At 71.1% G+C, this 23,055-nt stretch carries 18 protein-coding genes; 11 read left to right on the forward strand and 7 right to left on the reverse strand.

Annotated elements, in window-relative coordinates:
• The first annotated feature begins 3 nt into the window (after positions 1–3).
• Together DWB77_RS03705 and DWB77_RS03710 are read left to right on the forward strand one after the other, a co-directional pair.
• On the forward strand, positions 4–1,221 hold the full coding sequence (locus DWB77_RS03705) for an MFS transporter (RefSeq protein WP_162952402.1): 1,218 nt from the start codon (positions 4–6) through the stop codon (positions 1,219–1,221).
• 4 nt (positions 1,222–1,225) lie between these two features.
• Positions 1,226–1,786, forward strand: coding sequence for a GNAT family N-acetyltransferase (locus DWB77_RS03710; RefSeq protein ID WP_120719857.1), 561 nt, complete (start codon positions 1,226–1,228; stop codon positions 1,784–1,786).
• 198 nt (positions 1,787–1,984) lie between these two features.
• Here DWB77_RS03710 and DWB77_RS03715 read toward each other — a convergent pair whose 3' ends face one another.
• Positions 1,985–2,917 (reverse strand): LysR family transcriptional regulator, encoded by a 933-nt coding sequence (locus tag DWB77_RS03715; RefSeq protein WP_120727318.1) that lies wholly within the window; start codon positions 2,915–2,917, stop codon positions 1,985–1,987.
• Between the two features lie 118 nt (positions 2,918–3,035).
• On the opposite strand from DWB77_RS03715, the gene DWB77_RS03720 reads away from it, so the two are divergent.
• Positions 3,036–3,881, forward strand: a complete 846-nt coding sequence (locus DWB77_RS03720) for an alpha/beta fold hydrolase (protein WP_120719858.1) — start codon at positions 3,036–3,038, stop codon at positions 3,879–3,881.
• Positions 3,882–4,242: 361 nt separating this feature from the next.
• Here DWB77_RS03720 and DWB77_RS03725 read toward each other — a convergent pair whose 3' ends face one another.
• Positions 4,243–4,893 carry a fasciclin domain-containing protein gene (locus DWB77_RS03725; RefSeq protein ID WP_120719859.1) on the reverse strand — a complete coding sequence of 217 codons (651 nt, stop codon included), beginning with the start codon at positions 4,891–4,893 and terminating at the stop codon, positions 4,243–4,245.
• Between the two features lie 105 nt (positions 4,894–4,998).
• Positions 4,999–6,606: a molybdopterin-dependent oxidoreductase gene (locus DWB77_RS03730; protein ID WP_120719860.1), complete on the reverse strand. Its 1,608-nt coding sequence runs from the start codon at positions 6,604–6,606 to the stop codon at positions 4,999–5,001.
• A gap of 289 nt (positions 6,607–6,895) precedes the next feature.
• Between DWB77_RS03730 and DWB77_RS39235 the strand changes: the two genes are divergently transcribed.
• Together DWB77_RS39235 and DWB77_RS37590 are read left to right on the forward strand one after the other, a co-directional pair.
• Positions 6,896–7,579: an LAETG motif-containing sortase-dependent surface protein gene (locus DWB77_RS39235; RefSeq protein ID WP_120719861.1), complete on the forward strand. Its 684-nt coding sequence runs from the start codon at positions 6,896–6,898 to the stop codon at positions 7,577–7,579.
• Between the two features lie 228 nt (positions 7,580–7,807).
• Positions 7,808–7,960 carry a hypothetical protein gene (locus DWB77_RS37590; RefSeq protein WP_162952403.1) on the forward strand — a complete coding sequence of 51 codons (153 nt, stop codon included), beginning with the start codon at positions 7,808–7,810 and terminating at the stop codon, positions 7,958–7,960.
• Between the two features lie 37 nt (positions 7,961–7,997).
• Here the strand turns inward: DWB77_RS37590 and DWB77_RS03740 are convergent, their stop codons facing one another.
• From DWB77_RS03740 to DWB77_RS37595, 4 genes are all read right to left on the reverse strand, one after another.
• Entirely contained in the window at positions 7,998–9,287 is a 1,290-nt protein-coding gene (locus DWB77_RS03740) for a cupin domain-containing protein (protein ID WP_246033394.1), read from the reverse strand.
• 29 nt (positions 9,288–9,316) lie between these two features.
• Positions 9,317–10,534 (reverse strand): hypothetical protein, encoded by a 1,218-nt coding sequence (locus DWB77_RS38735; RefSeq protein WP_246033395.1) that lies wholly within the window; start codon positions 10,532–10,534, stop codon positions 9,317–9,319.
• Positions 10,531–12,861: a DUF6624 domain-containing protein gene (locus DWB77_RS03745; RefSeq protein WP_162952404.1), complete on the reverse strand. Its 2,331-nt coding sequence runs from the start codon at positions 12,859–12,861 to the stop codon at positions 10,531–10,533. The genes DWB77_RS38735 and DWB77_RS03745 overlap by 4 nt, the downstream gene beginning before the upstream one ends.
• Positions 12,862–13,049: 188 nt before the next feature.
• The gene (locus DWB77_RS37595) at positions 13,050–13,211 is read right to left on the reverse strand and encodes a hypothetical protein (RefSeq protein WP_162952405.1); all 162 of its coding nucleotides are present in this window, start codon (positions 13,209–13,211) and stop codon (positions 13,050–13,052) included.
• 881 nt (positions 13,212–14,092) lie between these two features.
• On the opposite strand from DWB77_RS37595, the gene DWB77_RS03750 reads away from it, so the two are divergent.
• From DWB77_RS03750 to asnB, 6 genes are all read left to right on the forward strand, one after another.
• Positions 14,093–15,571: a sugar transferase gene (locus tag DWB77_RS03750; RefSeq protein ID WP_120719864.1), complete on the forward strand. Its 1,479-nt coding sequence runs from the start codon at positions 14,093–14,095 to the stop codon at positions 15,569–15,571.
• A gap of 73 nt (positions 15,572–15,644) precedes the next feature.
• Positions 15,645–16,958 carry a nucleotide sugar dehydrogenase gene (locus tag DWB77_RS03755; protein ID WP_120719865.1) on the forward strand — a complete coding sequence of 438 codons (1,314 nt, stop codon included), beginning with the start codon at positions 15,645–15,647 and terminating at the stop codon, positions 16,956–16,958.
• Complete coding sequence (locus tag DWB77_RS03760; protein ID WP_174248505.1) at positions 16,915–18,228, forward strand: glycosyltransferase family 4 protein; 1,314 nt, start codon at positions 16,915–16,917, stop codon at positions 18,226–18,228. Before DWB77_RS03755 ends, DWB77_RS03760 begins: the two co-directional genes overlap by 44 nt.
• Entirely contained in the window at positions 18,218–19,576 is a 1,359-nt protein-coding gene (locus DWB77_RS03765; RefSeq protein ID WP_120719866.1) for a Wzz/FepE/Etk N-terminal domain-containing protein, read from the forward strand. The genes DWB77_RS03760 and DWB77_RS03765 overlap by 11 nt, the downstream gene beginning before the upstream one ends.
• Positions 19,573–21,093: a Wzz/FepE/Etk N-terminal domain-containing protein gene (locus tag DWB77_RS03770; RefSeq protein WP_120719867.1), complete on the forward strand. Its 1,521-nt coding sequence runs from the start codon at positions 19,573–19,575 to the stop codon at positions 21,091–21,093. Before DWB77_RS03765 ends, DWB77_RS03770 begins: the two co-directional genes overlap by 4 nt.
• Before the next feature lie 2 nt (positions 21,094–21,095).
• Positions 21,096–23,042, forward strand: a complete 1,947-nt coding sequence (asnB, locus tag DWB77_RS03775; RefSeq protein WP_120719868.1) for an asparagine synthase (glutamine-hydrolyzing) — start codon at positions 21,096–21,098, stop codon at positions 23,040–23,042.
• The last annotated feature ends 13 nt before the right edge of the window (positions 23,043–23,055 follow it).

The following is a 23,055-nucleotide window of genomic DNA, read 5'->3' on the forward strand; positions in this document are numbered from 1 at the left end:
CTCATGCGTTCCTACCGCGACCTGGTGAAAGTGCCGGGTGCCGCGGCCTTCGTGGCCGCCGGTTTCATCGGCCGGATACCCATGTCCATGCGGACGCTCGGCTGTCTGCTGATGGTCGAGGCGCTCACCGGTTCCTACACGCTGGGCGGCGCGGTCGCCGGGGCGTTCGGCCTCTCCAACGCCTTCACCGCGCCGTTCCTCGCGCGCCTCGCCGACCGGCGCGGCCAGCGACCGGTCATCCTGTGGTCGACGCTCATCCACACCTGCGGGATCCTCGGCCTCGTCCTGGTGGCGGAGTCGGCAATGCCCTCCTGGACGTTCTTCCCCGTCGCGATCCTGGCGGGAGCCTCCGCCCTGCCCCTGGGATCGCTCGTGCGCGCGCGGTGGAACGCCGTACTCGACGACGGCAAGCGCATGCAGACGGCGTACGCCCTGGAAGCGGTCCTCGACGACGTCGTGTACATCGTCGGCCCGCTCCTGGTGGTCTGGCTGGCCGTCGACCTCTTCCCCAGCGCCGGCCTGATCGGCGCGATCACTCTCACCGTGGGCGGCTCCCTGGTCATGGCGACGCTGCGGCGCTCCGAGCCGACGATCCATCCGGACGCGGACCGGCCGCGGATCGGTGTGATCCGGATGCGCGGGATGCCGCTTCTGACGCTCGGCTACCTCGCCACCGGAACCCTGCTCGGCACGGCCGATGTGGCCGTCCTCAACTTCGCCGACAAGCACGGCGAATCGGGGATGGCCGGCCTGCTGCTCGCGCTCATGATCGTGGGCAGCATGGTCGCCGGATTCGCCTTCGGCCTGGTGAACTGGAAGATCCCGGTAGTGCGTCAACTCCTGGCCACCAATGTGCTGTTGTGCCTGACCATGGCGCCGCTGGTCTTCGTCGATTCGATGGCGGCCATGTACGGGTTCGTCATCCTGTCGGGCGTGGGCATCTCACCGGTCCTCATCACCGGCAGCTCGGTGGTCGGCTCGATCGTGCCCCGCCAGGCCCTCGCCGAGGGCTTCGCCGTGGTCGGGAGCGCGCTCACGCTTGGCATGTCCGCCGGAAACGCGATCGCGGGTACGCTCGCCGACATGGGGGGCAGCCGACTCGCGTTCACCTTCGTCGTGGGCTTCGGGGCGCTGGCCACCGCCACCACCGCCGTCGGCGGCCGCTCGTTCACCCCGGCCCCCGAGGAACCCGCCTCGATCACCGCAACGGTCATGGAGTAGCCGAATGATCAGCCTGGGCCATCCGATCACCACCGAACGCCTCGTGCTGCGCCCCTTCGTCGAGGACGACCTCGACGCGCTGTACGACATCCAGCGCCGCGAGGACGTCAACCGCTATCTGTACTCCGCGCCGCGCACCCGCGACGAGGTGCGGGCCAAGCTCCTCGAACGGATCACCTTCACCAAGCTGGAGGACGAGGGCGACACCCTGCTCCTCGCGGTCGCCCTGCGCGACACCGGCGCCCTCATCGGAGACGTCAACCTGCACTGGACGAGCCGGACCCACCGCCAGGGCGAGATCGGCTACGTCCTGCACCCCGACCACCGGGGCCGGGGCTACGCCGCCGAGGCGACGCGGCCGCTCCTCCAACTGGGCTTCGAGAAACTCGATTTGCACCGGATCGTCGGCCGCCTCGACGGCCGCAACGCCGCCTCGGCACGCGTCCTGGAAAAGCTGGGCATGCGGCGCGAGGCGCACCTGGTGGAGAACGAGTTCGTCAAGGGCGAATGGACCGACGAGGTCATCTACGCGATCCTCGCCCGCGACTGGCACCCGACCAACTGACCCGACCGCACGGCGTGCTGCCAGGCCCGCATCCGTACCGGCGATCGGGCCGCAGCACACGGAGACCGGGACGCGCGGATGCCCCGTCAGGTCCGCGCCCAGCCCCTTGCCCCGTTACGTCGACCCTCGGCCGGCGGCGCTCGCCCCGTGCACCGGCCCCATGCACCGACCCGTGGTCGGCAACCCTTCGGTGACCGCTCAAGTGTGGTGCCGTAGCCGGTCGTTGAGGGCGGCGCCGACGTCCGGGCAGTTCTCCCGGACGGTGTCGAGGAAGGCGCGCAGCACCGGGGAGCGATCGCGGCCCGCGAAGGACAGGACGAGATCGGGCAGGGGCGTGCGCGGGGTGACGTCACAGAACCGCACTCCCGGACGCGGAACCGCCCTCATACGGGAAGGCCCGAGGCCGACGCCGACGCCCGAGGCGGCGAGGCCGATGATCGTGTGCACATCCCTCGCGACGGTCGCGCCGCCGAGAGCCGGCGAGTCCGCGCCCAGCAGGGTCCGCAGCCCGGCGGCCACGGCCGGCTCGTCCTCGCCGGCCGACACGATCAGCGTCTGCTGTCGCAACTGATCGGCAGTTACCGTCTGTTGACCCGCGTATGGGTGCGCCGTACTCACCACGGCGATCACGTGGTCGCGTCCGATCGGGACCGACACGAGATGCTCGGCTCCGGCGCCCCGTGGCGGGCCGAGGGTGAGGGCCACGTCCAGCTCCCCGCCGACAAGGGCCGAGCCGCTGCGGCTGGTCGCCATCTCGTGCAACTCCAGCCTCACGTCGGGCCGTTCGCGGCGGAAGCGGTTCAGTACACCCGGCAGCGGGTCGAGCAGTGCCGAGGCGATGAAGCCGAGGCGCAGACGTCCCGTCTCGCCGCGCGCTGCGCGGCCGGCGTCGACCGTGGCGGCCGCGATCTCGTCGAGCGCCCGGCGTGCCCGCGCGAGGAACGCCTCACCCGCGGCGGTCGGGAAGACCCCCTGACGCGTGCGGTCGAAGAGCCGGGCCCCGACCTCGCGCTCCAGGTCGGCGATCTGCTTGGACAACGGCGGCTGCGCGATGCCCAGTTCGCCGGCCGCCCGACCGAAGTGGTGGTGCTCGGCGAGAGCGACCGCGTACCGCAGGTGTCGCGCTTCCACGACGCGCCCCCATCCCATCGACCCCGTCCACTTGTTGGACAAGACCTCAAAGATATCGCCAGGCCACCTACCGGATCTGGGAGTGGATGGCGCCGTGGTTCCTGCCTGGAATGGAGCCATGAAGAACGCACCTCTGACCGACACCGTCTTCGTTCTCGTGCACGGCGCTTGGCACAGCTCCGGACAGTGGGCGGCGACGCAGCGCACACTGGCCGGGCTCGGCGCCGCGAGCGTGGCCGTCGACCTTCCGGGGCACGGCTTCGACGCCCGCCTGCCCAGCGGATACCTGCTGCCCGGTCAGCCGGGCCTGCTGACCGAGAAGTCACGGCTCGCCTCCCTGACGATGGACGACTGCGCCGAGGCAGTGCTCGGCGTCCTGCGCCGGGTGCGGCACCATCACACCGTCGTGCTCGTCGCGCACAGCGCGGGCGGCGGTCCCGCCTCCCTGGCCGCGGAGCGGGCGCCCGAGCTGGTGGACCGGATCGTCTACCTGTCGGCGTTCGTCCCGGGCGGGCGGTCGCGGTTCCGCGACTACTTGGGCTCACCCGAGAACGCCACCGCGCTGGGCCAGAACCTGATCCTCGGCGACCCCGAGGCCCTGGGCGCCATACGGATCAACCCGCTCTCACCGGATCCCGCCTACCTCCACGAACTGCGCGAAACCCACTACCACGACACCCCGCAGGACCGCTTCGACCGGTGGCGGTCCGCGCTGAGCCCTGACCTGCCGCTGGCGATCCCGACGGCTCCGGTCGCCCTGACCCCGGCACGGTGGGGTCGCATTCCCCGCACGTTCCTGCGCTGCGCCGAGGACCGGGCGCTGACACCGGCCGCGCAGGACCTGATGATCACCGAAGCCGACCGGGCCTTCCCCGAAAGCCCGTTCACGGTGCGCACCCTGCCCGGCAGCCACAGCCCGTTCGCGGCCCGCCCTGACGAACTCGCCGCGGCCCTCGCCACGTAAGCCGTCTGGGCGGGCCGCCCGGGGCCTGACGACCTGCCCGGGGTGTGCGCCGGTCGGCCGGCACCTCGTGTCACACTCTCCCCGAGTTCCACCTGGAACTGGGGAACACGACGCGTCCGAGCCGGACAGCCTTGTGGAGTCGAACGTGCCACTCAAGTACGTGACCCTCGACCTCGTCAGCACGTCCTGCGCCACCGCGGCCAGAAAGCTCTACTGACGCGCGTCCTCGCTCCGGACGTTCGGGTCGCGTTCCTCCCCGCGGCTCCAGCGGTGGGCCGGAGCGGTGGACCCGCCGTTGTCTGAAAGGTCCGCGCGCTCCGGCTCGTATCCGGTTATGGCCTTGCGGCCGGGGGCCGCCTGCCTACTTGGGCATCAGGACGGAGTCGATGATGTAGACGGTCGCGTTGGCCGTCGGCACGTTGCCGCAGACGACGTTGGCGCTGTCATTGACCTTGTACGCGGTGCCCGAGCCCGACGTGGTGACCTTCCCCTTCTCCAGGGTGTCGAAGGAGCCGTTCTCCAGCTGCTGGGGGGTGAGCTTCTGGCCGACCACGTGGTAGGTGAGGATCTTGGTGAGGGTGGCCTTGTCGTTGAGGACCTTGTCCAGATCGGCCTTCGGGATCTTCGCGAAGGCGTCGTTGGTGGGGGCGAACACGGTGATGTTCTGGGCGTTGTTGAGGGTGTCGACCAGGCCCGCCTTCTTGACCGCGGCGACCAGGGTGGACAGCGCCGGGTTGTTGGACGCGGCGGTGGCGACCGGGTCCTTGGCCATGCCGTCGAAGCTGCCGGCGCCGTCCTTGGGCACCGAGGCGCACCCGGGGCCGAACGGCTTGTCCGTCATCGACGCGTCGCCGCCGGTCGAAGGCTGCGCGGCGGGGGCCGCGGCGGACTCCGAAGCCGAGGAGGCGGCGTCCTTCTTGCTGTCGTCACCTCCACAGGCACTCAGTGCCAAGGGCAGGACGGCGGCGGCGCTGACGGCGATCGCGGCACGGCGAAAACGCAGGGCATTCATGACTTCTCCTATGAGGTGGTGTGGGGCGGGCCATTCGCAGGCCGGGCCCGCACGGACAGGGATCGGATCGAGGGGGGGGTCGTGAGGTGATGGAAGGTGGGCCGGTCAGTCCACGGTGATCACCACCGAGTGCCAGCCGTCGGCGCCGGACGGGATGGTGGGCGTGCGCTGCTCGGTCTGCGCCTGGCCGGTGCGGTCGGTGGCCCGGACGGTCAAGGTGTGCGCGCCGGAGGTGGCCTTCCAGGGCAGGGACCACTGACGCCAGGTGTCGGTGGTGTCCTCGACCGCGAGGTCGGCCTGTGTCCAGGGCCCGTCGTCGACCCGTACCTCGACCCGGTCGATCCCCCGATGCTGGGCCCAGGCGACCCCGGCGATCATCACCGTGCCGGGTTTCGGGCGGGCGAACGGCTTCGGGGTGTCGATACGCGACTCGGTCTTGATCGGCGCCTTCCTGGCCCAGGATCGCTTGACCCAGTACGAGTCGTAGGCGGCGAACGTGGTCAGTTCCAGGCTCTGGAGCCATTTGCACGCGGAGACGTAGCCGTAGAGACCGGGCACGACCATGCGGACCGGGAATCCGTGCACGAACGGGAGGGGTTCGCCGTTCATGCCCAGAGCGAGCATCGCGTCGCGGCCGTCCATGATGTCCTCGACGGGGCTGCCGATCGTCATGCCGTCCACCGAGCGCGCCACGAGTTGATCGGCCGGTCCTCCACGCGACGGCGGCCGTACCCCCGCCTCCTTCAGCAGGTCGGCCAATGGCACCCCGATCCAGCGGGCGTTCCCCACATAGGGGCCGCCGACCTCGTTGGAGACGCAGGTCAACGTGATGTCCCGCTCGATCAGTCGGCGATTGAGAAGGTCCTGGAAGGTGAGCGTGAGGGGACGTCTCACCCCCTGACCGTGGATCTTCATCCGCCAGGACGACGCGTCCACCTTCGGGACCACCAGCGCGGTGTCGACGCGGTAGAAGTCGCCGTTGGGCGTCACGAACGGGCTGATGTCCGGGGTGTGCAGAACGGCACCCGGCGGAACGGGCCGTGCGGCGGACGCGGGCCGGGGCAGCGACACCCTGCTGCGGGAGGCGATCGCTCCTTGGCCCCGGGTGTTCTTCAACGACCTGCCCAGCAGCCCCGCGCCGGCCGACGCGGCGGCGGCCGCACTCGCCGCGATCACGAACCCGCGCCGGTCCCAGTTCTCGGTCCCGGTTGCGGTCCGTCCATCGGGGCCGGTAGCGCCGTACGTTTCGGACGGGCTGCCGGTGCGTACGGAGAGGCGGCCGATGAGCACGTACAGCAGCCCGGCCCCCGCCAACGAGCCGACCACCGAGGGCAGCGCGTCGACCGTACTCGTGGAGTCGGGCCGCGTGACGGCGGCCATCGCTCCCACCACACCGAACAGCAGCACTCCGGCGGCGCCGACCCGGCGAAAGCGCAGGGCCAGCACGCCGAGCACGAGGGCGAGCAGGGCCAGGACCGCGAGGATGCCGAGCTGAAGGACGAGTTTGTCGTGGGTGCCGAAGTGCCGGATCGCCCAGTCCTTCAGCGCGGGCGGCGTGCGGTCGATGGCCGCACCACCCACCGCGATCACCGGTCCGGCCTCGGGTCGGACGGCGGCGGAGACCAGTTCCGCGACGGCCAGCGCGGCGAGCCCGGCCAGCAGTCCGGAAAGGGCCGCGAGCGGAAGGCGGATGCCTTTGCTCAGAATCTTCATCACGGCTCCTATTCGGAGCCGGTGGGCATCGGGATTGGCCTCTCATTCCAACGAGTGGCCCCACATGGATGGCTGACGCAGGAACTTCGGCTCCGCCGGCGGTGCGGTACGCGATCGACGGGGGGCTGAGCTATGGCCGGGGCAAGTGCGTTCACGCTTTCCGGGGGTGCGATGATGAGCCGCTTCGATCGGGCTTCTGCCCCTCTCGAAGCCTTCCGCGGGTCCCCGCCCGCGACGAACGGGTGCCCGTCGGGGGCACTCTTCGTGGAACGTTCCCTGGGAGGGACCCGTGGCATTCAAGCGCGCCGTCACCGTCACCGCCGCTACCGCGACAGCTGCCGTGCTTCTGGCCTCCGGAAGCGCCTATGCGTGCAGCATCGGCGACTTCACCGCGAAGGCGACGTGCGACACCAGCACGGGTAAGGCCCGGGCGGCCATCACCATCACGAACAAGGACCCGTCCGGCACGCCCGCGGACATCACCGTGCGGATACGCATGGCCGTCGGCACCGACGGCGAGACGGTCGGCACCGGGCACATCGAGCACCCCACGGCGGCAGGCGTCAGCACCACGATCCTGGTGCCCTGGATGCAGGGCTACCAGTGGAACGTGTACGTGACGGCGGGCAGCCTCAAGGAGGAGCGCTTGACGAACCTGCCGGTCTCCCCGGACAGCCCCTGCGTGGCTTCCTCCGCCTCCTCCCACCCCTCCGGCACCCCGTCCCACCCGGCCCCGGGCCACTCGGCATCGCCGTCCGCCGCCGCGACGCCGGCCTCCTCGGCCGCCGCGTCGGGAACCTCGACGTCCCCGCTCCCGTCGGCGTCCGCGTCCTCGCCGGCCGGCACCGGGCTCGCCGAGACGGGCGGCGGTAGCCACACCGCGCTCATCGGTGGAGCGGCCGCGGTGGTGATCGTGGGCGGTGCCGGCGTGCTGTTCGCCGCGCGACGCCGCGGCGCGACCACACGCCGCTGACCGCGACCCGCTCCGGTGGCCCGCCCCGGACCACCGGAGCGGGTCGCTGACCGCACATGCGGGCCGAAGAGAACCGAGAGCCCCCGTCCCCCGACTGTCAGGGTATTTCGGCCGCCAAGTCAGGCCGCCTGGCGGCTACTTCGGTCGACGGGGGTCCCAGGTGAAGCTGCGCCATGTCCGGTCCATAGCCGTGTTCGCGGTGGTTCTTGTCGCAGTTCGGACCGCCAGGTGCTGAGTGTTCCTACGCTCACCGTCAAGGACCTCGCCCCGGGACAGACCGCGGTCAACACCGTCACCGAGACGGCCGCCACCCCGGACACCGACATGCGCACACTGGTCGGCGAGTGCATCGTCAGCCGGGTGGAGAAGACGAACTCCTGAGTACAGGTACCTCCTGAGCCGGAGGGACGTGCGGCCCCTATTCGGTCCGCCCGATCCCCCGGAAGCTCTCCAGGACCTCCAAGAGCCGTCGGGCGCCCGCCCTGTTCGCCGGGAGTGTGTCGTCGCCGCTCGTATCGACGGTCGCGTCCGTGAGGCCACCCAACAGGTCGCCCACCCGGACGCCCTTCACCGTTCCGTTCAAGAGGCCCACCATGCGGGCGACGCACTTCGCGTCCAGGGCGGTGGTCACCGCGTGACCGTTGGTCGCACACACCCGCGCGTCCTCGGTCTCGCCCCACAGCACCGGCGCGGTCGCGCGCACGATCGTCTCGTCGCGCAGCGCGCGTGGCTCCTCGGGCGGGGGTACGGGGCGCAGGCCACCCGCTGTCCAGGTCCGCAGGGACTGCACGATCGCCCGGTCCCGCATACGCGCCGTTTCGGTGTACGTGCCCAACGTGCTCAGCGCCTGGTCGAGGGCGGCCGGCAGCCCGGTCGTCGCCGGATCGGGGACGGACAGCGACGCCGGGACGGCGGGCAGCCGCGACAGGGCGGCGTCCGGGTCCATCAAGGACTGGGCGTCGTGCTCCACGAGCAGGTCGTCGAGGTCGTACACCGCGCGGTGGTTCTCCCGCGGCACCCCCACGTTGACGCTGGTCGCCATCGACTTCCCCACGCTTTCACCTACGTGGTAATGGCTGGCGGGCCAGTACAGAAGGTCCCCGGGTTCCACCTCCGCGGTGCAGGAATCCGCGAGGTAGGGCTCGTAGTCGAGCACCGTGGTCGCCGTGTGGCTCCATGGGCGGTGGGTCCAGAAGCGCATGCGCTTGCGGCCCTGGACCGCGAAGAGGAAGGTGGCGAAGCGGTCCTTGTGCACGCCGACCGGCGTGTGCTCGTAGGTGCCGTGGAAGAGGGTGGTGATCGCTCCCGTCGTCGGCAGGCCCACCTGTTCCCACAGGCCGGCGAAGAAGGAGCGTTCGCGGTCCCACTGCGCGGCGTGAAAGGTGTGGAACGCGTGCACCATCAGTGCGTAACCGTCCGCGCGAACCTGTGGGTCCGTGGTCGCCAGGCGTTCGCCGTAGCCCGTGAACGTACGGTCCGAGGCACGCGGCAGCCACCTTCCGGGTGCCGTCTGCTGGAATCGTCCGACCGCGAACTGGGCGTGGGGCGGGATGAGATACGGATTTGGGGCTCGGGTCGCGCGCAGCGCCGCCTGGAACACCTCGTCCTCTTGGAAGGGCTCCGGGCGCACCGACTTGTACAACACGGGGTGCCGGTCCCAGTGGCGCGAGGTGAACGCACCCCAGTCGAAACGCTCTTCGACGATCACCTCGTGGTTCCTTTGCCTGTCGCTTACCGTCAACGCCGTGTCTCCTCGTCCAGCAGCTCGACCGCTCGCAACCCGGCCAGCTTGGTGACGAGGGCGAGTACGGCCGTGTTGTGTTCGTCGGCACCGACTGATCGGCAGAGCTGAGTGATCGTCAGCTGGCGTCCGGGGATGAGTTGTTCGGCGAGACGGGCTCCCGACGATCCGCCCACGGGAAAGGCGTGTCCTTCGGCGGCCCAGATCCATCGATTCGGCCCGTCGGGTATCCGGACGATGTCGCGCACCACTTCGATGCGCCGCCCGGGGGCCGGGGGTGCGGTCGGGCGGGGTGGGGGTGCGGGGTCGAGTCCGGCGGCCGAACGCAGAGCGGCCCAGCGGACCCGGAGCGCACGGGCGAGGTGCTCGTCCTTCATGACCGCCCCGGCAGCCTCGCCGACCTGGGTGAGTACCTGCGCGACGGGGGCGCCGCCGTCGGACGCCGCGGGCGCGGGAAAGGGCAGCAGGGGTACGGATCCGTCGCGGCCGAGGCGGTCGTGCACGGCGTCCGCGAGGAACGTCCTGACCGCGGTCGTGGCCAGCCGCGACGCCCTCGGCACATGGACACGCAGTGTCACACATCGCTCCGCGTGTCGTTCCTGGCTGCGGTATCCGTCCGGCCAGTACAGCAACTCACCGGCAGAGGCGGCGAGTTGCATGGGTTCGCCTTCCGTGCCGGGCCACAGGGTGACCTCCAGGTTCCCTTCGAGAACCCAGAGCAGCACCGCGTGCTCGGAAGGGACACCCATGCCCCGGTCCCAGGTGAACCCCCGCGCCTCGGTCAGCTCGGCTTCGACGGGCAGGCAGGGCCACCCGACCGTGCGCCACAGTCCGGCCAGCGCGTCTCGCACGGCCGCCCACAGGGCGTAATCGAGGTGGAGGGGCCGGTGCACGCTCAGCAACAGCCCTGGGAGCGCCAACTCCCGTTCCGCGCGGGCGAGATACCGCTCGGCGCTCGTGTCGCCCGCGCCGGGCAGCAGTCGCCCCGGCGCGCCCAGCCATCCACGGGAGGTGTGCAGACGCACCTTCGGCAGCGCCCCGTAGACGGTGCCCGCACGGAACGGCTCGGCGGCTTTCACCACCAGCTCATGGGCCCACGCGGCCGAGAACGGCACCGGGACGATGAATCGGCCCGGTCGGTGTCCCCAGTGGTGTGTCGCCAACTCGTCCCAGTACACGTCCTGTTCGCCCGTCACGCTCGTCACGTCCGTCACGCCGGTTCCCTCACCGTGGGCGCGAAGCGCTCGCGCAGCCGCTGGGCGTATTCGTCCAGCGGGCAGAGCCCGACGGCGGCCCGGCGTTCGTCGACACGGGTCGGGTCCTCGATCGGGCAGGGCACGAGGTCTCCCGCCACGTCGCGGAACTTCGTCCCGTACACCTGCTCCCTCCCCTCCGCCCAGCGCAGTGCGTCGGTCAGATACGCGACCTCGCGCTCCGGCACATCGCCCTCCGCCGCGGCCTGCTCGACCAGACGCAGACAGCGGCGTTGGAAGTCGGTCCGGTCCACGAGGTGCTGGACCAGCCGGCTCGCCACGGCCGCGGCCTCCTCGCCCACGAGTCGTCGTCCCGGCCAGCCGTGTTCCGCGATCACCCCATCGAGCCAGTCGGCCGCGGTGTCGGTCAACTGCCGTAGCCTGCGCTCCAGTTCCGTGTCCGTGAAGCCGCCCGCCGCCCACGGTTCGCGCAGGGCCGCGTCCACTCGGGCAAGGCGTCGCAGGCGTTCCCGGATGCGGTCGCACGGGCGCGCGGCCTCCCCGTCCGTCGGGCTCGTCCCGGGTGGCTCGTCCATCTCGTCGATGTGCAGCCGGAGTGTGGTCAGGGTCCAGGAGTAGGTGATCCGCCGTCCCGTCCCGGTCCACTCGAAGGACACCTCGCCGTCGTGCGGACCGTGCAGGGCGATCCGCACGCCGTCGTCGTGGAGCGTGACGTCGGGTCCGTCGAGGTCGGCGGCGACATGGGTGACGGCGTCGCGCAGGGCGACTCCGAGACCCGCGAGGTCGAGCCCGTGGCTCTCGCGTACGGCGGGTGCGGGCGGCCCGGCGTGGCCGTCGTCAAACTCCGGCAACCGCGCCTCGACGGTGCGTCCGTTCCGGGGGTCCAGCGCCCACAACGGTCCGCCGTCGGCTCTGCGGAAGAAGTACGGCACGTCGCCCCGCGCCAGTTGCGACCGTTCGTCGCGGGCGAGGACGACGGTGTCGCCCGGGCCGGCCCCGAGGGCGTTCGCGTACTCCCGGGTGGGTCGTGCGAGGACACGTACGACGTGGTCGGGGGCGCGTTCCGCGATGAACTCCGCGATGCGTCGGCGGTTGCGGCACATCAGGGTCCAGGCGTCGAACATGCCCCGCAGCATCCGGCCCAGGTAGGGCCCGTAGCCGGTGCGGCCCTCCGTGTCCGCCACCAGCGACGGGGCCCGGGTGCGCGCGAGGGGGCGGGTCCTGCGGGTCAGGCGCAGCACCCCGTCGGCATCCTGGGTCCAACAGGTCGGCGGGCCGTCCAGGTCGCACCAGCGGGGCACGTTCTCCAGGCCCACGTGATGGTGTCCGGCGCCGAGCGGGCCCTGTACGAGTCCGGTGCCGGACAGCCGCTCCACGTCGGTGAAGTAGACCTCGAGATCGACCGGGTAGAGCAGGGGGCCGTCGTCCCTCGGGCGGCTTCCGGCCGGCACGTTGGGCCCGATGAGATCGGCGATCCCGAACGCGAAGGCCGCCGCGGCCAGCGCGCCCGCCCGGTGCCAGAGCGCGCCGGCGCACGGCGGGTCCAACACCGTTGCGCGCAGGGCGAGTTCACCGTCGGTGCGCAGGTCGCCGATGGATGCGGGCGGCTCGATCCACTCGTGCCAGCTGTAGGCGGCGCCGTCGGGGTCTTGCCCCATCCGGCACCGCAGCACCGGGAGCCGTACCGGTCCCGATGCCGGGGGCAGGGCGTTGAGCAGCGCGAATACGGAATCGGGAGGTGCCCCCTCGGCGCTCTCGGCGAGGAAGAGCACCTCGCCGGAGGCCGGCCGAGGCTTGTAGGCGAGTCTCCCGCCCCCGGCGAACTCCACCCTCAGCACCCGGCCGCCGCCGTTGTGTGTCTCGTCGCCGTGTGCCCGGATCCCGCTCACGGGGCCGTCGAGCCCCGGCACGTCGGGCAGGCCGGCCGGGCGGTCGTGGGCCAGGCGGGCCAGGAAGAGGTCGAGGCAGCGTTCGAACTGGGCGACGCGCAGCGCCGTGAAGTCGGCGGCCCGCCGTGCGGTCCGGGTCGCGCACGCCTCGAAGAGTTCCGTGACCACAGGACCGAACAGTTCGGCATTGGTGACGTCGAGGACCCCGGGGGCGACCCGCCCCCTCTGTTGCTCGGCCGCCCGCAGGCACCAGGTGTCGAGCCGCTCAAGGGCCGCGGTCAAGGGCGTGAAGCGGTCGTCGGAGAGGGCCGTCGCCAGGGCATCGGACTCCGCGCGGCACTCCAGGTGCCGCACGACGCGGACGGTTCCGTCCGGCCCGTCCCCCACGACGGGCGGGAACATTCCCTTGGCGCCCCCTGCGGCAAGGTTGGCCAGCAACTTCCTTACAGCGGACGGGAGTTGGCGGCTACCGGACGTTGTCGGCCTTGGCCCGGTGTCGGCGGTACGCAGCTCCCACAAGCATTCCGGCATCGCACTCCCCCACCTGTCCGTGGCCGGCCTCGGCCAGGTAGCACGGGTGGTGCCGTCGCGGACGGACGGCACCACCCCTGTCAGCTTTCACACGGTCACTCCACGATGCAGTAGACCCGTATACAGGTGCTGCCCTGCGCGGCACGGTCCGGCGCGTCCTGCGGGAGCTCCTGCTCCAGCTCGCCGATCACCAGATCGAACACCTCGTCGGTGACCTGCGCCGCGCTCGTGGGGTCCTGGACCACAACAGCGTTCATCGCTTCCTCCTGACACATCAGTGACACACGAAAACCACCCCGATCGGATGTCCCGGTCGGAGATTCTGGTCGCACGGAGTAACTGCCGTAGATCACAAGGGCTTTGGCGCGTGTAAGCCTTCCAATGGCCCATGCACCTGTCAAGAGTGCGTTTGCGTGCGGTTCTCCGATGGACGCCGCCAAAACTCCCGTCGTGGAAAAGGAGCCCGCTTTTGGACAGACTGCCGGCCGTCGGCGCGATCAAGAAGGCGCACGGTCCGCTTCGGACACGGACAGCGTCCCGCCGCCGTGCGTGAACAGCGCGAATTCGTCACCCCACCAGGCACCGCCGAAACGCGGTGTGCTCGCCGCTCGTTGTCGCCCGACGCTGCCACCAGGGGCTGGAGGGGTCAAGAGGGGCGCGGGGGCGGCAAACCGGCCGGGGGCCGGAGCGGCGGATCGCGTCTGAAAGCCGAGCACAAATTACTCACACCCTCTCTACATATGGGCTCCGGTGGTCTAAGTTGACCGTGCTTCAGCTCCTCGGATACGGGGCGACCAATAATGATCTACGGGTCCGGTGCTGGACGGTCGGCGACCATGTCCTGGCACCGTCCATGGGGGTGATCAATTCTTGGGTTCGGGCAGGGGGTCTTAAGCGGGGCGGGCGGCCTCGGGTGCGGGGAGCACCGGGGGTTCAGCGTTTTTCCCACCACTGGTAATTCCGGCAGGCTTACGAGCCCGCTTGCGCCGGTGTGGGCGTTCAAAGGGCACTGAACAGCCGAAATGTCATGCCAAGGGCATGGGTTTCGTGGGGGAGGCAGTGCGGGAGGCGGGGGCCTCCCAGGGGGAGGAACAGTGTTGCGCGAACCCTACGAACCACTGGCGACCTGGGGGGTCGTATGCGGCAGGGGGGATTAGTCAGCCCGTTTCCGTCGACGCGCAGACGTCTGGCGAACGGGGTCATCAGCCGGCCCGCGATGGACTGGGAGCAGCGGTACCGCCGTACCGTCATCACGGGCGACGCCCTGGCCACCTCATGTGTGGTGATGGCGATCGGGCTCTTCTTCGGGGCTCGCGACGCGGCCAACTGGCACGAGAAGTGGGGCATCCTCTCGTTCGGCACCGAACTGCTGGTGCTGGGAACGCTGGTGGTGGGCCGGGCCTGGGCTCCGGCCGTGCTCGGCCAGGGTGCCGAGGAATTCCGCCGGCTCGGACGCGCGCTGTCCACGTCGGCGGTGGTGCTGGCGCTGGAGGGCATCGCCCTCACCTCGCGCAACATCAAACTCTGGATCTTCGTCGCGATTCCCGCGATCGCCCTGGTCACCATGACCGAGCGCTACCTTCTGCGCCTCTGGCTGCACAAGCGACGCAAGCAGGGCGAGTGTCTGCGGCCGGTACTGGCCGCCGGGAGCCCGGAGTCCGTACGCGACCTGATCATCCGCACCCGCAAGTTCCCGCACCTGGGCTGGCGGGTGGAGGCGGTGTGCACGACGGACGGCCTCGGTGTCGACGGTGACCAGCTGGCCGGAGTGCCGGTCGTCGGCCGGCTGGCGGACATCGCGGGCCACGTCCGTCGCGACGGCTACCGGGTCGTGGCCGTCACACCTGACCCGCACTGGTCACCCGACCGGTTGCAGCGTCTGGCGTGGAACCTCGAAGGCAGCGACGTGGAGATGGTCGTGGCGCCCGTCCTCATGGAGGTGGCGGGGCCCCGGCTGCACGTCGACGCGGTGCTCGGGATCCCGCTGTTGCGCGTGAGCATGCCGACCTTCACCGGGGGACGCCGAGCGGTCAAGGAGGTCGTCGACCGGTTGGGCGCGGCGATCCTGCTGGTGCTCTTCGCACCGTTGATGGCGCTCGTGGCGCTGCTCGTCCTGGCGGACAGCCGGGGCGGCGCGTTCTACCGGCAGCGCAGGGTGGGCAAGGACGGCCGCGAGTTCACCATCCTCAAGTTCCGCACCATGGTGGCCGGGGCCGACCGTGCGCGGGCCGAGCTGGCCGACCGCAACGAGGGTGCGGGGCTGTTGTTCAAACTGCACCGGGACCCACGGGTGACCCGGGTGGGCGCGGTGCTGCGCCGCTACTCGATCGACGAGCTGCCGCAGCTCCTCAACGTACTCACCGGATCGATGTCGCTCGTCGGCCCGCGTCCTCCGCTGCCCGAGGAGTCCGCCGCGTACGGGCCCGACATTCGGCGGCGGCTGCTGGTCAAGCCGGGACTCACCGGGTTGTGGCAGATCAGCGGACGCAGTGACCTTCCCTGGGAGGAGGCGGTCCGGCTCGACCTGCGGTACGTGGAGGACTGGTCGCTCGCCCTGGACACGGTGATCTTGTGGAAGACCCTGCGTGCGGTGGTCTACGGGCAGGGGGCCTACTGATGCGCGAACGGGGTCGTTCGGCGGGCGCCCGGCCTCCGGGCCGGGGCGGTCTGCCAGGGGAAAGGGGCGGGGCATGAGGGTCAGTGTCTTCGGGCTCGGCTACGTGGGCTGCGTGTCGGCCGCGTGCCTGGCCAGCATGGGGCACGAGGTGATCGGGGTGGACGTGAACCAGGTCAAGGTCGACCTGGTCAACGAGGGCAAGGCCCCCGTCGTCGAGGAACGGATCGCCGATCTCACCGCCGAGGTGGTGCGGGCCGGGGCACTGCGCGCCACCCGCGACGTGCGGGAGGCGATCAGGGGCAGTGAGATATCGCTGATCTGTGTGGGCACGCCGTCGGAGCCCAACGGCAGCCTGTGCACGACCTACTTGGAACGGGTCACCGAACAGATCGGCGCGGCCCTGGCCGAACGGGGCGGGCGCCAGACCATCGTGTTCCGCAGCACCATGCTCCCGGGCACCTGTCTGAACCTGCTGGTGCCCATCTTGGAGAAGTACGTCGGCGGCACGGCCGGGGTGAGCTTCGGGGTGGCGGTCAACCCGGAGTTCCTGCGCGAGGGCACGAGCGTGCGCGACTTCTTCGACCCGCCCAAGACCGTCATCGGCGAGCTCGACCCGGCAAGCGGCGACGCGGTGGCGGCGCTGTACGAGGGGCTGCCCGGCGAGGTGTTCCGGGTGCCCATCCCGACCGCCGAGGCGATCAAGTACGCGGACAACGCGTTCCACGGGCTCAAGATCGGCTTCGCAAATGAAGTGGGCGCGGTGTGCCGGGCGCTCGGCGTGGACTCCCACCAGGTGATGGACGTGTTCCTCGCCGACCGCAAGCTGAACATCAGCCCCGCCTATCTGCGCCCCGGCTTCGCCTTCGGCGGCTCCTGTCTGCCCAAGGACCTGCGCAGTTTCGTGCACGCGGCGCGGCGGGCCGATGTGTCGGTCCCGATCCTCGCTCATGTGCTGCCGTCCAACTCCGACCATTTGCAGCGGGCCGTGGAGCTGGTCGAGCGCACCGGCAAACGCCGGGTGGGACTGTTCGGGCTGTCCTTCAAGCCGGGCACCGACGACCTGCGCGAGAGCCCGCTCGTCGAGCTCGCGGAGCGACTCTTCGGACGGGGCTACGACCTGCGGATCTACGACGCGAACGTGAGCCTGTCCCGGCTGATCGGCGCCAACCGCGAGTACATCGAGACCCGGCTGCCCCACCTCGCCCAGTTACTGGCGACCTCCGTGGACGACGTCCTTGACCATGCCGAGGTGTGCCTGGTCGGCACCAGGGACCCGGACGTTCTGGCCGCCCTGCCCCACGGCGGCCCGGTGCTGATCGATCTCGTCCGCGTGCCCGACGCCGATGCGCGCCGTGCCGAACCCGGGTACGTGGGCCTTGCCTGGTGACGCGCAGGGTGGCGACCGGCGGGGCCGGCGCGCGCTGATCCTGGTGGAGAACCTGTCGGTGCCCTTCGACCGGCGGGTCTGGCAGGAGTGCACGACGCTGCGCGAGGCGGGCTGGAGGGTGGACGTCATCTGCCCCCGGGGGCGGACCCGGGACACGGAGGCGGAGGCGGAGATCGACGGGGTGCGGATCCACCGCTATCCCCTGCGGGCGGCCACCGCGGGCCCGGCCGGCTATCTGCGGGAGTACGGATCGGCGCTGTGGCACACGGTTCGGCTCGCCCGCAGGGTCGGCCCGGTCGATGTGGTCCACGCCTGCAACCCGCCCGACCTGCTGTTCCTGCCGGCCCTGTGGCTCAAGCGGCGCGGCGCCCGCTTCGTCTTCGACCAGCACGACCTGGTGCCCGAGCTGTACCTGTCCCGGTTCGACCGCGGCGAGGACCTGCTCTACCGCGCCGTGTGCGCCCTTGAACGGCTGACCTATCGGGCCGCGGACGTCGTGCTCGCCACCAACGAGAGCTATCGGGACGTCGCGTTGCGACGCGGCGGCCGACGGCCTCAGGACGTGTTCGTGGTGCGCAGCGCCCCCGCGAGCGACCGCTTCCAACCGGTGCCGCCCGAACCGGAGTTGAAGCGGGGCAAGCCGCATCTGCTGTGCTACCTCGGCGTCATGGGGCCGCAGGACGGCGTCGACTACGCCCTGCGGGCCCTCGCGAAGCTGCGTGACGAGATCGGCCGCGCGGACTGGCACGCGGTGTTCATCGGTGCCGGTGACGCCTTCGATGAGATGGTGCGGCTGTCCGAGCGGCTCGGTCTCACCGACCAGGTGCAGTTCACGGGACGGATTCCGGACGCCGACCTGGTGCGCTACCTGTCCACAGCTGACGTGTGCCTCTCCCCCGACCCGCACAATCCGCTCAACGACGTGTCGACCATGAACAAGGTCCTGGAGTACATGGCGATGGGCCGGCCGATCGTCTCGTTCGACCTGCGGGAGGCACGGGTCTCCGCCGGTGACGCCGCCGTCTACGCACCCGCCAACGACGAGGCCCAATTCGCCCGTCTCATCGGCGAGTTGCTCGACGATCCGGAGCGGCGGGCCCGGATGGGCAAGGTCGGCCAGGAGCGGATCGGCGGGGAGCTTTCCTGGCGGAACTCCCAGCGATCGCTGCTGGCGGCCTACGCCGCCGCCTGCCGTGACCGCGTCCCGCCGACGCCGGACACCCCGGCCCGGCAGACCGGCGAAGGAGAGGGCCGCGCCGTTGAGCGATGACACCATACGCCTGGTCACGATCGGGCGGATCCTCCGTCGCCGTCGGCGGTTTCTCCTCATCATCGCCGTGGTGGGCGCGCTCGTCGGTTACGGCGCCTCGATGCTGTTTCCGCCGCGTTACACGGCCACCGCGTCGGTCCTGCTGCCGGGGCAGTGGGAGGAGCGCGAGTTGCTGACCCAGTCGGAGATCGCGGCGAGTTCGGCGGTGGTGGACCGCGCGGCCGACGCGCTCGGCTGGCGGGACGTCAACCGGAGCGAACTGCGGAATCGGGTGAGCGCACAGGCCTCCGACGGGAACATCATCAAGATTTCCGCCACGGCCGATCGCCCGGCGCGCGCGCAGCAACTCTCCGACCAGGTCGCCCAGCAGTTCGTCACCTTCGCCGCGCGGATCGCGGGCAGCGGCGCCGACTCCGATCCGACGTCGGGACCCGAGGCCCTGCGCAAACAGGTGGCGGAGACCAATCAGCGCATCAGCGACCTCGCCAAGGCGGCCGACCCCGGACAGACCGTGGAGAGCGTGCAGGCCCGCACCGAACTGGAGAAGCTGCGCACCGGGCTGCAAGAGGCGATGAAGAAGCTGGACCTGGCCGACCAGACCGCCAACAAGGCCGGCATGGTCGTCATGGGCCCGGCGGCCCGGCCGACCGCCCCCGCGCCACCGACCACGACGCAACTCGTCGTCGCCGGGGCGGTGTTGTTCCTCCTGCTCGCGGTCGTCGGCCATCTCGCCGCCGCACGGATGAACCGCCGACTGCGTACGCCGGCGGAGATCGCCGCCGCGCTGGGCTCGACGCTGCTCGGGACCGTCGACGTACCCCAGGAGCGTCCCGCGCACCGCGCCGAGGGCCCAGGTCCGCGGGCTCGGGTCGGCCGCCTGCTCGGAGTCGACACCCGGTGGGACATCCCGATCCCACGGACCTGGGCCGCCGAGGCCGAACAGCGGATCCGCTACCAGCGGATCTGTGCCCATCTGCGCGAGCAACTGCCGGGCGCGGAGCGGCTGTTGGTGGTCGTGCCGGGCGGGGACGACATCGGCCGAGGGGCCGCGGAGCGGCTCGTGGCCGAGGCCGGGAGCACCCCGCGGCTGCGGACGGTGCGCGTCCCGGTGTCCCAGCCGATGGTGCCGGACCGCGTCACCGAGTCCGGCGCCCTCGTCGTGCTGAGCGTGGGCAGCCGCACCGCGGAGGAACTCGCGGACCTCGCCGGGGCGTGCGCGGACGGCGGACATGTCGTCGTCGGTGTCGTGGTCGCCGGTCCGGTCCGGCCCTCCTCCGCCGTCCAGCCATCGGAGCACCGAGCTCCCGAGCTCGCGGTTCACCAGCACGCGGCGGGGGGTTCTGCGTGACGACGAGCACGACGTCCCGGTCGGAGACGGCCGTTCCGCTTCTGGATCTGCACGCGCTGGTCGCGGCGGTCCGCAGGCGCCGCCGCCTGTGGTGCTCCATGGCACTGATCGGGCTGCTGCTCGGCGCGGCGACGGCGGTCCTGTTGAAGCCGCCGCCCACCGCGGTCACCACGGTGCTGGTCGCGCACGAGAGCGACCAGCCCAACGACCCCGGAACCCTGATCCGTACCGATGTCGCGCTCCTGGGAACCACCCGGATCGCCGGCGCGGCCCTGGGCGCGCTCAACTCCCCCGAACGCGCCGAGGACTTCCTGCGGGAGTACACGGCCACCGGCCTGACCAACAACCTGCTGCTCATCACCGTGACAGGCGCGAGCCAGGCGCAGGCGGTGGCCCGCGCCAAGGCGCTGGCGGACGCCTTCGTGGCGGACCACGCGCAGCGGATACAGGCGGCGTCCGACGCCGAGGCCAAAGCGCTGCTCGGGCAGCGTGACCGTATGCGGGACGAACTGGCCCAGGTCAACAAGGAGATCGGGACCCGGACGCCGGGCAACGACCCCAGGGCGTCGGCGAGCATCGAGTCGCTCTTCGCGCACCGGGCCGAACTCAGCTCCCGCATCACCGACTTCGATCAGCGGGCAGCGGAGGCCCGTACCGGCATGCCCAAGCTCGTCGCGGGCACGCAGATCGTGGACTCCCCGCGCGCGGTGCCGCATTCGGTGCCGAAGGCCGTGCTGACCGACGCCGCGATCGGACTCGTACTCGGGCTCGTCCTCGGCCTCGCGCTGGCGGCGGTCGGCTCGGTGGTCGCGGACCGTCCCGTGCTGCGCAGGGAGATCGCGGCGCACCTGGGTGCCTCGGTCATCGCCGAGCTGCCCGGCCGCACGGGCAGGCGGTGGCGGCGCGGACGGGCCCGGGCGGCCCAGGAGCGGTTGACCGCGACCGTGGTCCGTGCCGTGCGCGGCGCGGGGGAACCGGTCTCGCTCCTGGAACTGGGCTGTGCGCGCAGCGCCGGCCTGATCGCGTGGAACGTCGCCAAGGCGCTGGCGGTGGAAGGTCCGGTGGCCGTCGTCGACGCCCTGCCCGGACCTGAACTCGCCGCGTTGGGCCGGGAGTCGGGAGGTCCGGCCGTGGTGCGCGCCCAGGACGTGGCGGATCTGCCGCAGCGGACGCGCCGGCTCGGTGTCGGCTCGGTCGCGCCCGGCGCGGCATGGCTGGACCTGCCCCACCTCGGTGCGCAGACCGTGCTCGTGGTCCGCGCCGGGCACGCCGGCGCCGCATGGCTGCACACCGTGGCGCGGCAACTCACCGACCAGCGCATTCCGGTGATCGGTGTGGTGCTGATCGACCCCGATCCGCGGGACCGGACCGACGGCACGCTGTGGGACGGGCTGTACACGGCGCTGCGCGGCCATCACGAGCGGCTGGTGCGGCGGAACGGGACGGGGCTGCCGCGCGCGGTGCGGCCGGCGATGCCGCCCGTACGGGTCCCGGACAGCGATCAGGAGGCGCGCTAGAGATGTGTGGCATCGCAGGCACCTACCGGTGGCCGGACGGGAAGCTCGTGACCGACCGGCTCACCGACACCCTCGCCCACCGCGGCCCGGACGGCGCGGGCCACTACAGCCACCCGCTGGGGGACGGCGACGTACACCTGGGGCACCGCAGGCTCGCCATCATCGACCTGTCCGAGACCGGCGCCCAGCCGATGGTGTCGGGCGGACTGGCCCTGACATACAACGGCGAGCTGTACAACTCACCTGAATTGCGGGCCGAGTTGACGGCCAAGGGGGTCCGCTTTCGCGGTACGTCCGACACCGAGGTGCTGTTGGAGGCCTGGCGGCACTGGGGCACGGACTGTCTGCCCCGGCTGCGCGGCATGTTCGCGTTCGCGGTCTTCGACGAGCGGACCGGTGAGCTGGTGCTCGCCCGCGACCAGCTCGGCATCAAACCGCTGTTCCTGCTGCGGCGCGGGGCGGGCCTGGTGTTCGCCTCCGAACTCAAGGCGCTCGCCGCCGTGGACGGCGCGGCGCTCGAGGTGGACCACACAGCTCTGGTGGCCTCGCTCCTGTACTACTGGGTGCCGGATTCGCGCTGTGCCTTCCGGGACGTGGAGAAGCTGCCGCCGGGGAGCTGGCTGAGGTGCCGTCCCGACGGCCGGGTGGAGCGCGGCCGGTTCTGGAACCTGAAGGACGTGGCCGCCGAAGGCCGCGAGCGGGCCCTCGACGGTGAGCGGCCGGACCTGGCCGCCGTGGTCGAGGAGTCGACACGGCGGCACCTGCTGTCCGACGTACCGGTGGCGACCTTCCTCTCGGGCGGTCTCGACTCCAGTCTCCTCACCGCGCTGGCGAGCCGGCATCAGCCCGGGATCTCCGCCTACACGATCGGGTTCCGCGCCGAGGACGCCAAGTTCGAGGCGATGCCGGACGATCTGCGCTACGCCCGGCAGGTCGCCGAGCGGTTCGGCGTCGAACTGCACGAGATCGAGATCGCTCCGAACGTGCTCGACCTGCTGCCGCGGATGACGTACCACCTGGACGAGCCGATCGGTGACCCCGCGGCGATCAACACCTTCCTGATCTGCTCGGCCGCCCGGGAAGCCGGGATCAAGGTGATGCTGTCCGGGATGGGGGCCGACGAGCTGTTCGCCGGGTACCGCAAGCACCTGGCCAATGTGCTGGCGCTGCGCTATCAACGGGTGCCGCGGCCCCTGCGGCGGGGGCTGTCCTCGGCCGTGGACCGGCTTCCGGTCGCCACCTCCCGCAGGGGGTTCAGGTCGGTGCGCTTCGCGAAACGGTTCCTGTCCTTCGCCGATCTGCCGGAGGAGACCGCCTTTCGGCGCAGCTACACCCTGTACGACCAGGAGGAGTTGCTCGCACTGGTCAATCCGGACCTGTCCGGGGCCGTCCAGGACGTGCTGACCGAGCACGCGGACGTCTACCGGGACAACGACCTCGACGACTTCGTCAACCGCATGTGCCTGGGCGACACACGGATGTTCCTGCCGGGCCTGAACCTCGCCTACACCGACCGGTCGAGCATGGCCGCCTCGACGGAGGTGCGGGTGCCCTATGTGGACGTCGAGGTGGTGAAGGCGGCGTTCGCGATCCCGGGTGACCGCAAGATCGTCGGACGGCAGGGCAAGGCCGCCCTCAAGGAGGCGGCCACCTCGATCCTGCCCCGGGAGATCGTCTACCGGCCCAAGGGGCTGTTCAGCGCCCCCCTGCGCGCCTGGATGAGCCGGGATCTCGCGCCGCTGGTGCGCGAGGTGGTGCACGACGGGGTGCTCGTGCGTTCCGGGTTGCTGCGCCGGGACGCGCTGGCCCGGATGGTCGCCCAGGACGCCGCCGGGCAGCGGGACTTCTCCAAGCATCTGTGGCACGTGCTGACGCTCGAGCACTGGTACCGCGAGGCGACCTCCGGTTCCGGCGGGAGCACGCGCACGGCGGGCACGGAACACGGCTGAGAAACAAGGGGAC

The sequence above is a fragment of the Streptomyces hundungensis genome (genome assembly GCF_003627815.1).
GTDB lineage: Bacteria > Actinomycetota > Actinomycetes > Streptomycetales > Streptomycetaceae > Streptomyces > Streptomyces hundungensis_A.